This is a genomic window from Streptococcus oralis (assembly GCF_001579025.1).
GTDB lineage: Bacteria > Bacillota > Bacilli > Lactobacillales > Streptococcaceae > Streptococcus > Streptococcus oralis_X.
Genome location: NZ_KQ970236.1, coordinates 226,639 through 240,082 on the forward strand (window position 1 = coordinate 226,639; position 13,444 = coordinate 240,082).

General features: G+C 41.8%; 12 protein-coding genes and 2 pseudogenes. All 14 read left to right on the plus strand.

Translation table 11 applies throughout. The features are described from left to right. A partial coding sequence (locus tag SORDD27_RS07380) for an LPXTG cell wall anchor domain-containing protein (protein WP_081103404.1) occupies positions 1–1,075 on the plus strand: 1,075 nt, incomplete at its 5' end. 111 nt (positions 1,076–1,186) lie between these two features. Further along, on the plus strand, positions 1,187–1,393 hold the full coding sequence (locus tag SORDD27_RS07385) for a hypothetical protein (protein ID WP_057488782.1): 207 nt from the start codon (positions 1,187–1,189) through the stop codon (positions 1,391–1,393). Further along, positions 1,390–1,584: a hypothetical protein gene (locus tag SORDD27_RS07390; RefSeq protein WP_000709174.1), complete on the plus strand. Its 195-nt coding sequence runs from the start codon at positions 1,390–1,392 to the stop codon at positions 1,582–1,584. Before SORDD27_RS07385 ends, SORDD27_RS07390 begins: the two co-directional genes overlap by 4 nt. After that, positions 1,571–2,446, plus strand: a complete 876-nt coding sequence (locus SORDD27_RS07395) for an ABC transporter ATP-binding protein (protein WP_061428343.1) — start codon at positions 1,571–1,573, stop codon at positions 2,444–2,446. The genes SORDD27_RS07390 and SORDD27_RS07395 overlap by 14 nt, the downstream gene beginning before the upstream one ends. Before the next feature lie 12 nt (positions 2,447–2,458). Next, the gene (locus tag SORDD27_RS07400; protein ID WP_061428345.1) at positions 2,459–3,193 is read left to right on the plus strand and encodes an ABC transporter permease; all 735 of its coding nucleotides are present in this window, start codon (positions 2,459–2,461) and stop codon (positions 3,191–3,193) included. Between the two features lie 4 nt (positions 3,194–3,197). After that, positions 3,198–4,295, plus strand: a complete 1,098-nt coding sequence (locus tag SORDD27_RS07405; RefSeq protein WP_002881496.1) for a sensor histidine kinase — start codon at positions 3,198–3,200, stop codon at positions 4,293–4,295. 1 nt (position 4,296) lies between these two features. Continuing rightward, positions 4,297–4,898, plus strand: a pseudogene (locus tag SORDD27_RS07410) (response regulator). Positions 4,899–5,216: 318 nt separating this feature from the next. Next, on the plus strand, positions 5,217–5,630 hold the full coding sequence (gene rpsL / locus SORDD27_RS07415) for a 30S ribosomal protein S12 (protein WP_001142332.1): 414 nt from the start codon (positions 5,217–5,219) through the stop codon (positions 5,628–5,630). A gap of 19 nt (positions 5,631–5,649) precedes the next feature. After that, a complete protein-coding gene (rpsG, locus tag SORDD27_RS07420; RefSeq protein ID WP_000087873.1) occupies positions 5,650–6,120 on the plus strand; it encodes a 30S ribosomal protein S7 in 471 nt (156 codons plus the stop codon). A 287-nt stretch (positions 6,121–6,407) separates the two neighbouring features. After that, complete coding sequence (fusA, locus tag SORDD27_RS07425) at positions 6,408–8,489, plus strand: elongation factor G (protein ID WP_000090339.1); 2,082 nt, start codon at positions 6,408–6,410, stop codon at positions 8,487–8,489. A gap of 322 nt (positions 8,490–8,811) precedes the next feature. Continuing rightward, positions 8,812–10,512, plus strand: a complete 1,701-nt coding sequence (locus tag SORDD27_RS07430; protein WP_000411743.1) for an acetolactate synthase large subunit — start codon at positions 8,812–8,814, stop codon at positions 10,510–10,512. Further along, positions 10,505–10,981, plus strand: coding sequence for an acetolactate synthase small subunit (ilvN, locus tag SORDD27_RS07435; protein WP_001253813.1), 477 nt, complete (start codon positions 10,505–10,507; stop codon positions 10,979–10,981). The genes SORDD27_RS07430 and ilvN overlap by 8 nt, the downstream gene beginning before the upstream one ends. Before the next feature lie 89 nt (positions 10,982–11,070). Then, a complete protein-coding gene (ilvC, locus tag SORDD27_RS07440; RefSeq protein WP_000290683.1) occupies positions 11,071–12,093 on the plus strand; it encodes a ketol-acid reductoisomerase in 1,023 nt (340 codons plus the stop codon). A 79-nt stretch (positions 12,094–12,172) separates the two neighbouring features. Next, positions 12,173–13,422 (plus strand): annotated as a pseudogene (ilvA, locus tag SORDD27_RS07445) (threonine ammonia-lyase IlvA). The last annotated feature ends 22 nt before the right edge of the window (positions 13,423–13,444 follow it).

A 13,444-nucleotide genomic window follows, 5' to 3' on the forward strand; every position in this document is an offset into this window, starting at 1 on the left:
AGATACTTCTTCAGTTAACATTAAGGGTCTTGTTCAAACAGGTACCCCAACATTTGAAGGTGGTGATCCGCTTGTTCCAATCGATGAAACTGTGGCAGCAACATTTGAAGATGGATCAACTGAAAAAGTGATTCCAGGTGAAGGGACTTATGCAATCTCACCAGATGGCACAGTGACCTTCACTCCAGAAGCTAATTTTGTAGGAAAAGGAACCGGTGTAACGATTGTCCGCAAGGATAAGAACGGTACTCCAGTTACTGCAAGCTATCGCCCAACAGTTGTAGGTCCATCTACTGGTCATGATACGGTTTCTACAGGAGCAAAAGGCCAACCACAAGTGGCAACACCAGTGTTTGAAGGACATATCGATTCGACTGTACCACCAACATTTGAGGATGGTAGCACGACTATGGTTGTTCCGGGTGAAGGAAGCTATACAATTGATAAAGATGGTAAGATTACCTTTACTCCAGAACCAGACTTTGTTGGTACAGCTAAAGGATTGGTTGTGAAACGTTTGGATGTGTATGGAAATGTAGTTACTGCTCACTACACACCAACTGTCCTTGGACAAACACAAGTGAGTGATGCGACATCAGAAGGTCTTAAAGGTCAAACTCAGACTGGTAAACCAAACTTTACAGGTGATGTCGATCTGACAGTTCCGCCAACCTTTGAAGATGGATCAACTGAAAAAGTGATTCCAGGTGAAGGAACTTACGTAATCTCACCAGATGGCACCGTCACCTTTACCCCTGAGGCAGACTTTGTAGGACAAGCCAAAGGTGTGAAAGTGATCCGTAAAGATCGTAATGGAAATATTATTTCAGGATTCTATACTCCAACAGTAGTAGAACTTCCAGAGCAAGTGAAGCCGTCTGATAAAAAAGAACTTTCAGTACCTGATTCGAAACCAGATCAATTGACTCAAAACATCTCTGTAGAAAAAAATCAACTTCCAAATACAGGAAGTCAAGAAGATGGCTTGAGAAATCTAGGAATTCTGACAGCCCTAGCAGGTGCCATGACACTTGGATTACTAGGTAAAAAGAAACGAAACGATGAATCAGACTAATCATTTTTAAGAACCGAGAAATCGGTTCTTTTTTTATGACATTTGTCATATTTCCTAGTGACAGAAGCATCTAGCTCCGCCAACTTCAAAAGACTATAATTGAAGTATGAAATGGAGGAAGAAGAAATGAAAAATAAAATGATTATCGCAGTGAGTTTAGTAGCAGCAGGAGTTATGACCTATCTCATGTTTTCAGGATTGGACGAGGGTTTCTATCATTTTCCTTGGGAGCTCTTTGCTGGCTTTGGAATGATGTCTTGGCTTGTCAGAGAAGGTTTGAAATTGGTCAGAGATGTGAAAAAGGAGTTTGAGGAATGAAAAAAGCAATCATCTATCTCTTTATCGGTCTGTCACTCTTGGTATGGTTAGTGGAAATGTTTACTGGGTGGTTTGACCAAACCTTGCTTCGCCAATTTATTCGTGGTGCTTGGGGTTTTGGATTTATGATTTTTGTCGTTTTCCCTATGGGAATGAAGTGGTTGAAAGGAGAATCTCATGACTGTGATTAAAGTTGAGAAATTGAGTAAGAAAATAAAAGACAAGGAGATCTTGCGGAACATCTCCTTTGAAATCAATGACGGAGAATGTGTCGCCTTGATCGGGCCTAACGGAGCAGGGAAGACAACCTTGATTGATTGCCTCTTGGGCGACAAGTTCATGAGCTCAGGTCAGATAGCCATTCAAGGCTTTGCACCAACAGATCCTCGATTAAAGCAGCTTATTTCTGTCTTACCCCAAGAAAATGCAGTTGTCCAAAGCTTGAAAGTGAAAGAACTTCTATCATTTTTCAAGTCACTTTATCCCGACAGTCTTTCAGACAAAGAAATTGATGACTTGCTGAGATTCTCAGACAAGCAGAAAAATCAGCTAGCGGGCAAGTTGTCTGGTGGGCAAAAACGTTTGTTCTCTTTCGTGTTGACTTTAATCGGTCGTCCGAAAATTCTATTTTTAGATGAGCCGACTGCTGCAATGGATACCTCGACACGTCAGCATTTTTGGGAAATTGTCAATCAGTTAAAGAAAAATGGTGTCACCATTGTCTACTCTTCTCACTATATCGAAGAGGTAGAACATACGGCTGACCGCATTTTGGTCCTCCACAAGGGTGAATTGATCCGGGATACGACACCTTATGCCATGCGTGGTGAAGAACAAGAAAAACATTTTACGGTACCACTAACTTATCAGGAAGTTATCAGCACTTTGGACCAGATTCAAGGGCTTGAAATCAAGCAAAATGCTCTTTCCTTCACAACCAAAGAAGCCAGCCAGGTATGGAAAGTCTTGCAAGAACAGAGCTGCATGATCGAAGAAATTGAAGTTCGCAATCGAACTCTCTTAGACAGTATCTTCGAAACGACTCAAGACTAAAGGAGATTGACGATGAAAAATATGACAAGTCTCATGAAAGTGGAAATCATTCTGATGAAACGGCAAGCAGTCTACTACTTGCTATCCATCGGACTTCCAAGTGTGTTTTACCTTATCTTTTCTGGTATGATGTCAGGGTCAGATATTCCAGAAATTGCTCTTCAAGCCTATCTTTTTGCCATGACGCTCTTTAGTATCATGTCAAGTGCTTTTTTCAGTATCCCTAGCACACTCGAGTCTGATAAGACAAACAACTGGCAAAAATTGATTCAACATTCTCCCGTATCTATGGTAGAATATTATGTATCAAAACTGTTCAGTACCCTACTGACTTTCTTGTTATCAATTACAGTTGTCTTTTCAGTTGGTCATTTTGTCCGTGGAGTGACTCTGCCTTGGCTTGACTGGATGGTAATTGGTGCTATTTTGCTGATCGGAAGCGTGGTCTTTATCAGCATGGGGGTCTTGGTGAGCTTGCTACCCAGTGCTCAACTGATGACGGTTGTTGGAAATATTGCCTATATTGCTTTGGCTGTTCTAGGTGGACTGTGGTTCCCCTTGGATTCCTTCCCAGAATGGCTCCAATCTATTGGAAAGCTGACTCCAACCTATCAACTGATGCAGGTCGTCTCTACTTATTTGGAGAACCACGAGTTTAACATTCTTGCTGCCTTGGTTGTACTAGGTTATGCAGTTTTCTTTGGCGTCTTGGTTGTTCAACTGAAAAAACGGATCGAGGTAAAATAAATCTATGTTGGAAAAATTTAAAAACATTCATTATATGTTTCATATTTCAATTGTGTTTATCATCTTTCCTATAGCGGGTGTCATCGTTGGAGATTACCCGCTTTTAACCTTGCTATGGACCCTACTATTTGTACTTGCCTTCTATTCGGTTTTAATCAGTCAGAATCGCACCGTGCAGTGGCTAGCATGGTGGTCCATGCTTGTCTACATTTTTTATACATCTGTTTGGCTAAGTTCAGGTTTCACATGGTTTATCTTTTATTTATCCAATCTCCTTATTTATGAGCTGGATGAGATTTCTTTTCACTCTTGGCGTTTTGTCAGTTTTATTGTCCTGCAACCGTTCATTCTGACCGGAATCTATATGGTCAATCATGTTAGTCCCTGGCAGCTACTCTTTTTCTTGGTGACCTTTATCTTTTCCGATGCAATGACCTTTGGTCTTTATCGAATTCGATTGTCGGAGGACATAAAAGAAGAAAAGAGAAAGCAAAATGCTAAGCTTAATCTTTTCTTGGCTGAAAATGAACGCAATCGTATCGGTCAGGATCTCCATGACAGTCTAGGCCATACATTTGCTATGTTGAGTGTGAAGACGGATCTTGCCCTCCAACTTTTTCAGATGCAGGCTTATCCACAGGTGGAAAAGGAATTAAGAGAAATACAGCAAATTAGCAAAGAATCAATGCGTGAAGTTCGAACCATTGTGGAAAATCTTAAGTCTAGAACTTTGACATCAGAACTAGAGACTTTGAAAAAGATGTTAGAAATTGCTGGAATTGAGGTGGAAATAGCTAATCAACTAGATACAGCTAGCTTAACTCAGGAATTAGAGTCAACAGCCTCCATGATTTTGCTTGAGTTAGTGACCAATATCATCAAACACGCCAAAGCGTCTAAAGCCTACTTAAAATTAGAACGGACAGAGAAAGAACTCATTCTAACAGTGAGAGATGATGGCTGTGGCTTTGCTTCTCTAAAAGGAGATGAACTCCATACTGTTCGAGACCGTGTCCTTCCTTTTTCAGGAGAAGTGAAGGTGATCAGTCAGAAACATCCGACTGAAGTGCAGGTTCGGCTACCTTATAAGGAGAGAAACTAAGATGAAATTACTTGTTGCAGAAGATCAAAGTATGTTGCGAGATGCTATGTGCCAGTTGCTTACCTTTCAACCAGATGTAGATTCTGTCCTACAAGCCAAGGATGGCCAAGAAGCAATCCAACTCTTAGCAAAAGAGTCTGTGGATATCGCCATTCTTGACGTAGAAATGCCTGTTAAGACCGGCCTCGAAGTCTTGGAGTGGATACGAGCAGAAAAGCTAGAAACAAAGGTGGTTGTGGTGACGACCTTCAAGCGCCCCGGACGTATTTTGAACGTGCGGTCAAGGCTGGAGTGGATGCTTATGTCTTAAAAGAAAGAAGCATTGCAGACCTCATGCAAACCTTGCATACTGTTCTCGAAGGACGCAAGGAATATTCGCCTGAATTGATGGAAGTGGTGATGACGCACCCCAATCCGTTAACAGAGCAAGAAATCGCTGTTTTAAAGGGAATCGCTCAGGGCTTGTCTAATCAAGAAATCGCAGATCGGCTTTATCTATCAAATGGAACCGTCCGAAACTATGTCACCAATATTCTTTCGAAACTAGATGCTGGTAATCGAACAGAGGCAGCCAATATTGCAAAAGAGTCTGGTTGGCTTTGATAAGAAGGGTTAAAAAATTCCGAAATGACAACTTGAATCAAAGGAAAACCATACTAGAAAGGAGGAGGCAAATTGCCTCCTTTTCTGGTTTAGAAAAGGGGTGAAAGCTAGTGTCAAAGAGTGAAAAGATCAGAATAAAAATGAAAAATATCTTGACAATGAAGGAAAAATTGTGTTACAATAATAGACGGTACTTTTTACTTTTGGTCTCTCAAAAGTGTACAGGGACGTGCTGACAAATGTTGCAAAAGTACACACAGATGGTAGCTGTCACCAAGTGTATCATCACCAAAAATAAAAAAACACAGGAGAATGTAGATGCCTACAATTAACCAATTGGTTCGCAAACCGCGTAAATCAAAAGTAGAAAAATCTAAATCACCAGCTTTGAACGTTGGTTACAACAGTCATAAAAAAGTTCAAACAAATGTTTCTTCACCACAAAAACGTGGTGTTGCAACTCGTGTGGGAACAATGACACCTAAAAAACCTAACTCTGCCCTTCGTAAATTCGCTCGTGTACGTTTGAGCAACCTTATCGAAGTTACTGCCTACATCCCAGGTATCGGACACAACTTGCAAGAGCACAGCGTGGTGCTTCTTCGTGGTGGACGTGTAAAAGACCTTCCAGGGGTACGTTACCATATCGTCCGTGGTGCACTTGATACTGCAGGTGTTAACGATCGTAAACAAGGCCGTTCTAAATACGGTACTAAACGTCCAAAAGCATAAGGAAAGGGGATAAAGAGAAATGAGTCGTAAAAATAGAGCTCCAAAACGTGACGTATTGCCAGATCCGCTTTACAATTCACAACTAGTTACTCGTCTTATCAACCGCGTTATGCTTGATGGTAAACGTGGTACAGCTGCTTCAATCGTTTACGGTGCTTTTGAGCAAATCAAAGAAGCTACTGGTAACGATGCACTTGAAGTATTTGAAACAGCTATGGAAAACATCATGCCTGTACTTGAAGTACGTGCACGTCGTGTTGGTGGATCTAACTACCAAGTCCCAGTTGAAGTTCGTCCAGAACGCCGTACAACACTTGGACTTCGTTGGTTGGTAACCATCGCTCGCCTTCGTGGTGAACACACAATGCAAGACCGTCTTGCAAAAGAAATCTTGGATGCTGCGAACAACACTGGTGCAGCAGTTAAGAAACGTGAAGACACTCACCGTATGGCTGAAGCTAACCGTGCCTTCGCACACTTCCGTTGGTAAGAATAAGATACTAAGGGCGTTAAAAAAGCGACTGAAAATTAGGAAGCTTGACGCAGAATCAAAGATTCTAGGAAAGCTTATCTATTTTCCGAGCTTTTAGCCCGAGTTCAATTGAGTTCAACTCAGCTAACTTGAGCTTTTAGCCCGAGTTCAATTCAACTTGTCTACAAGTTGAAACCAACAAAAACAAGATAAACATTGAGAACGGGTAGGTCCTGCCTATCCGTTTTTATTAAAATCGTGTTATAATAGAATAGAAATTAAAATAAATAGGAGAAACAAACCTCATGGCACGCGAATTTTCACTTGAAAAAACTCGTAATATCGGTATCATGGCTCACGTCGATGCCGGTAAAACAACAACTACTGAGCGTATTCTTTACTACACTGGTAAAATCCACAAAATCGGTGAAACTCACGAAGGTGCGTCACAAATGGACTGGATGGAGCAAGAGCAAGAACGTGGTATCACTATCACATCTGCTGCGACAACAGCTCAATGGAACAACCACCGCGTAAACATCATCGACACACCAGGACACGTGGACTTCACAATCGAAGTACAACGTTCTCTTCGTGTATTGGACGGTGCGGTTACTGTTCTTGACTCACAATCAGGTGTTGAGCCTCAAACTGAAACAGTTTGGCGTCAAGCAACTGAGTACGGAGTTCCACGTATCGTATTTGCCAACAAAATGGACAAAATCGGTGCTGACTTCCTTTACTCAGTAAGCACACTTCACGACCGTCTTCAAGCAAACGCACACCCAATCCAATTGCCAATCGGTGCTGAAGATGACTTCCGCGGTATCATCGACTTGATCAAGATGAAAGCTGAAATCTATACTAACGACCTTGGTACAGATATCCTTGAAGAAGATATTCCAGCTGAATACCTTGACCAAGCTCAAGAATACCGTGAAAAATTGGTTGAAGCAGTCGCTGAAACTGATGAAGACTTGATGATGAAATACCTTGAAGGTGAGGAAATCACTAACGAAGAATTGAAAGCTGCTATCCGTAAAGCAACTATCAACGTTGAATTCTTCCCAGTATTGTGTGGTTCTGCCTTCAAGAACAAAGGTGTTCAATTGATGCTTGATGCGGTTATCGACTACCTTCCAAGCCCACTTGATATCCCAGCAATCAAAGGTATCAACCCAGATACAGATGAAGAAGAAACTCGTCCAGCATCTGACGAAGAGCCATTCGCAGCTCTTGCCTTCAAGATCATGACAGACCCATTCGTAGGTCGTTTGACATTCTTCCGTGTATACTCAGGTGTTCTTCAATCAGGTTCTTACGTATTGAACACTTCTAAAGGTAAACGTGAACGTATCGGACGTATCCTTCAAATGCACGCTAACAGCCGTCAAGAAATTGACACTGTTTACTCAGGTGATATCGCTGCTGCCGTTGGTTTGAAAGATACTACAACTGGTGACTCATTGACAGATGAAAAAGCTAAAATCATCCTTGAGTCAATCAACGTTCCAGAACCAGTTATCCAATTGATGGTTGAGCCAAAATCTAAAGCAGACCAAGATAAGATGGGTATTGCCCTTCAAAAATTGGCTGAAGAAGATCCAACATTCCGTGTTGAAACAAACGTTGAAACTGGTGAAACAGTTATCTCTGGTATGGGTGAGCTTCACCTTGATGTCCTTGTTGACCGTATGCGTCGTGAGTTCAAAGTGGAAGCGAACGTAGGTGCTCCTCAAGTATCTTACCGTGAAACATTCCGCGCTTCTACTCAAGCACGTGGATTCTTCAAACGTCAGTCTGGTGGTAAAGGTCAATTCGGTGATGTATGGATTGAATTTACTCCAAACGAAGAAGGTAAAGGATTCGAATTCGAAAACGCAATCGTCGGTGGTGTGGTTCCTCGTGAATTTATCCCAGCGGTTGAAAAAGGTTTGGTAGAATCTATGGCTAACGGTGTTCTTGCAGGTTACCCAATGGTTGACGTTAAAGCTAAGCTTTACGATGGTTCATACCACGATGTCGACTCATCTGAAACTGCCTTCAAGATTGCGGCTTCACTTGCCCTTAAAGAAGCTGCTAAGTCAGCACAACCAGCTATCCTTGAGCCAATGATGCTTGTAACCATCACTGTTCCTGAAGAAAACCTTGGTGATGTTATGGGTCACGTAACTGCTCGTCGTGGACGTGTAGATGGTATGGAAGCTCACGGTAACAGCCAAATCGTTCGTGCTTACGTTCCACTTGCTGAAATGTTCGGTTACGCAACAGTTCTTCGTTCTGCATCTCAAGGACGTGGTACATTCATGATGGTATTTGACCACTACGAAGATGTACCTAAGTCAGTACAAGAAGAAATCATTAAGAAAAACAAAGGTGAAGACTAATCAGTCCTCACTCTAGAAGGAAGTCACTTAGTGGCTTCCTTTTTTGTCTTTAACTATTCATTTTTGCTGAATATAGTATACGAATTTGGTCGCTAAGTGAGAAAAATACTAATTCTATCCAGAAAGAAAATATTCTAATTTGATAAATTAAAGTAAATAAAGGTTCCTAATTCCGTAGAAAAGTTAATAAAAATGAGGGAAAGATTCATAAATACACTTTTAGATAGAAAATTCAGAAAATTGACTCTTTTGCCTTGAAAATTTTTGAAAAAATGGTATGATAGTAACAAGCTATTTTTTTAAGAGAAGAGAAAGGGGAACAATGGAGAAAATCAGTTTAGAATCTCCTAAGACGGGGTCGGACCTAGTTTTGGAAACACTTCGGGACTTAGGGATTGATACCATTTTTGGTTATCCTGGTGGTGCGGTCTTACCTTTGTATGATGCGATATACAATTTTAAAGGCATTCGCCACATCTTGGGACGCCATGAACAAGGTTGTTTGCACGAAGCTGAAGGATATGCCAAATCAACTGGAAAGTTGGGCGTTGCCGTCGTCACGAGTGGACCAGGAGCAACAAATGCCATTACAGGGATTGCAGATGCCATGAGCGATAGCGTTCCCCTTTTGGTCTTTACAGGTCAGGTTGCGCGAGCTGGAATTGGGAAAGATGCCTTTCAAGAAGCAGACATCGTGGGGATTACCATGCCAATCACTAAGTACAATTACCAAGTTCGTGAGACAGCAGACATTCCTCGTATCATTACGGAAGCTGTCCATATCGCAACGACAGGTCGTCCAGGTCCAGTTGTGATTGACTTGCCAAAGGATGTATCAGCTCTAGAGACAGATTTCATCTATTCACCAGAGGTGAATTTACCAAGTTACCAACCGACGCTTGATCCGAATGACATGCAAATCAAGAAAATCTTGAAGCAATTGTCAAAAGCTAAGAAACCTGTTTTGTTAGCAGGCGGTGGTATCAGCTATGCAGAAGCTTCTAAGGAGCTCAATGAATTTGCTGAACGTTACCAAATTCCAGTAGTCACTAGTCTTTTGGGGCAAGGAACCATTGCAACGAGTCATCCGCTCTTCCTAGGGATGGGAGGCATGCACGGTTCTTTCGCAGCCAACATTGCAATGACGGAAGCGGACTTTATGATTAGTATTGGTTGCCGTTTCGATGACCGCTTGACTGGTAACCCTAAGACCTTCGCGAAGAATGCTAAGGTTGCCCATATCGACATTGACCCAGCTGAGATTGGTAAGATTATCAGTGCAGATATTCCTGTAGTGGGGGATGCTAAGAAAGCCTTGCAGATGCTACTGGCAGAACCAACTGTTCATAACAATACTGAAAAGTGGATTGAAAAAGTCACCAAGGACAAGAATCGAGTTCGTTCTTATGATAAGAAAGAACGTGTGGTTCAACCTCAGGCCGTTATTGAACGCATCGGTGAGTTGACAAATGGGGATGCCATTGTTGTCACAGACGTAGGGCAACACCAAATGTGGACAGCTCAGTATTATCCTTACCAAAATGAGCGTCAGTTAGTCACTTCAGGTGGTTTGGGTACCATGGGATTCGGAGTTCCTGCAGCTATCGGAGCCAAGATTGCCAATCCAGAAAAAGAGGTCATCCTTTTTGTCGGTGATGGTGGTTTCCAAATGACCAACCAAGAGCTAGCGATCCTAAATATCTACAAGGTACCGATTAAGGTTGTCATGTTGAATAACCACTCACTAGGAATGGTTCGTCAGTGGCAGGAATCCTTCTATGAGGGTAGAACTTCAGAGTCAGTCTTTGATACCCTTCCTGACTTCCAGTTGATGGCACAGGCCTACGGCATTAAAAACTATAAGTTTGATAATCCAGAGACGATAGAGAAGGATCTAGAAGTCATTCTGGAGGATGTGCCCATGTTTATCGAGGTGGATATTTCTCGTAAGGAACAGGTCTTACCGATGGTACCAGCTGGTAAGAGCAATCATGAGATGTTGGGGGTGAAGTTCCATGCGTAGAATGTTAACAGCTAGATTGCAAAACCGTTCAGGAGTTTTGAATCGTTTTACAGGTGTCCTTTCTCGTCGTCAAGTCAATATTGAGAGTATCTCAGTTGGTGCGACAGAGAACCCCAATGTATCTCGTATCACCATCATTATTGATGTAGCATCTCATGATGAAGTAGAGCAAATCATTAAACAGCTCAATCGTCAGATTGATGTGATTCGCATTCGTGATATCACAGATAAACCACACTTGGAAAGAGAAGTTATCTTGGTGAAGGTATCTGCTCCTGCTGAGAAGCGTGCAGAAATCTTGGCCATTATCCAACCTTTCCGTGCAACGGTAGTAGATGTGGCTCCAAGCTCAATCACCATCCAGATGACTGGAAATGCTGAAAAGAGTGAAGCTTTATTGCGAGTGATTCGACCATACGGTATTAAAAATATCGCTCGTACGGGTGCAACTGGATTTACCCGTGACTAATACTCTTTGATTTTCATTGAGTATAAAATCCAGCATAAATTTGTTAAACCAGCCTATAAGGCAATAAAAATAGAAAAGAGAGAAAAACTATGGCAGTTCAAATGGAATACGAAAAAGATGTTAAAGTAGCAGCGCTTGACGGTAAAAAAATCGCCGTAATCGGTTATGGTTCACAAGGACATGCGCATGCGCAAAACTTGCGTGACTCAGGTCGTGATGTCATCATCGGTGTGCGTCCAGGTAAATCTTTTGACAAAGCAAAAGAAGATGGTTTTGACACTTACACAGTAGCAGAAGCAACTAAATTGGCTGACGTTATCATGATCTTGGCACCAGACGAAATCCAACAAGAATTGTACGAAGCAGAAATTGCTCCAAACTTGGAAGCTGGAAATGCAGTTGGATTTGCTCATGGTTTCAATATCCACTTTGAATTTATCAAAGTTCCTGCAGATGTAGATGTCTTCATGTGTGCTCCTAAAGGACCAGGACACTTGGTACGTCGTACTTACGAAGAAGGATTTGGTGTGCCAGCTCTTTACGCAGTTTACCAAGATGCAACAGGAAATGCTAAAAACATTGCTATGGACTGGTGTAAAGGTGTTGGGGCAGCTCGTGTTGGTTTGCTTGAAACAACTTACAAAGAAGAAACTGAAGAAGATTTGTTTGGTGAACAAGCTGTACTTTGTGGTGGTTTGACTGCCCTTATCGAAGCAGGTTTTGAAGTCTTGACAGAAGCAGGCTATGCCCCAGAATTGGCTTACTTTGAAGTTCTTCATGAAATGAAGTTGATCGTTGACTTGATCTATGAAGGTGGATTCAAGAAAATGCGTCAATCTATTTCAAACACTGCTGAATATGGTGACTATGTATCAGGTCCACGTGTGATTACTGAGCAAGTGAAAGAAAACATGAAAGCTGTTTTAGCAGATATCCAAAATGGTAAATTTGCAAATGACTTTGTAAATGACTACAAGGCTGGTCGTCCGAAATTAACTGCTTACCGTGAACAAGCAGCTAACCTTGAAATTGAAAAAGTTGGTGCAGAATTGCGTAAAGCAATGCCTTTCGTTGGTAAAAACGACGACGACGCATTCAAAATCTACAATTAATTCTTGTAAAGAGAGACAGAAGGCGAGTTGGGGGTACCTAACTCGTTTTTTATCTTGAAAAGTACTTGAGGAGGAGACAATGCTAAGTGCAAAAGATGTGGTGAAAGCCCACAAAGTTTTGAGTGGTGTAGTAGTTGATACACCACTAGAATATGATCATTATTTATCAGAAAAATACCAAGCAAAGATTTATCTCAAAAAGGAGAATGCGCAACGAGTTCGCTCTTTTAAAATTCGTGGAGCCTATTATGCCATTTCTCAACTGTCAAAAGAAGAACGCGAGCGTGGTGTAGTCTGTGCCTCTGCGGGAAATCATGCCCAAGGTGTCGCCTATACTTGTAATGAGATGAAGATTCCTGCAACGATCTTTATGCCCATCACAACACCGCAACAAAAGATTGGGCAGGTTCGCTTTTTCGGTGGAGAGTTTGTGACGATCAAGTTGGTTGGGGATACCTTTGATGCTTCTGCTAAGGCAGCACAAGAATTTACATTAACAGAAAACCGCACCTTCATCGATCCTTTTGATGATGCGCACGTTCAGGCTGGTCAAGGGACTGTAGCCTATGAAATTCTTGAAGAAGCCCGTAAAGAGTCCATTGATTTTGATACAGTACTTGTACCAGTAGGTGGTGGTGGATTGATTGCCGGTGTTTCTACTTATATTAAGGAAACCAACCCGACTATTGAAGTGATCGGGGTAGAAGCCAATGGAGCTCGCTCTATGAAGGCTGCCTTTGAAGCTGGGGACCAGTTAAACTCAAAGAAATTGATAAGTTTGCTGATGGGATAGCTGTGCAGAAGGTTGGACAATTAACCTATGAAGCGACCCGAAAAAATGTTGAAACGCTGATTGGGGTGGACGAGGGATTGATTTCCGAAACCTTGATTGATCTTTATTCCAAACAAGGTATTGTAGCAGAACCAGCCGGAGCTGCCAGTGTTGCAGCCTTGGAAGTTTTATCAGACTATATCAAAGGAAAGACGATTTGTTGTATCATTTCTGGAGGAAATAACGATATCAACCGTATGCCAGAGATGGAAGAACGTGCCTTGATTTACGATGGAATCAAGCATTACTTTGTAGTGAATTTCCCACAACGTCCAGGAGCTCTACGAGAGTTTGTAAATGACATTTTGGGGCCAAATGATGACATCACTCGTTTTGAATATATCAAACGAGCAAGCAAGGGGACAGGCCCTGTCTTGATTGGGGTAGCTCTTGCCAATAAGCATGACTATGCTGGATTGATTCATCGAATGGAAAAGTTTGACCCATCTTATATTAATTTGAATGGGAACGAAACGTTGTATAATATGTTAGTTTAAGCTAAAATAAAATTATTATCAT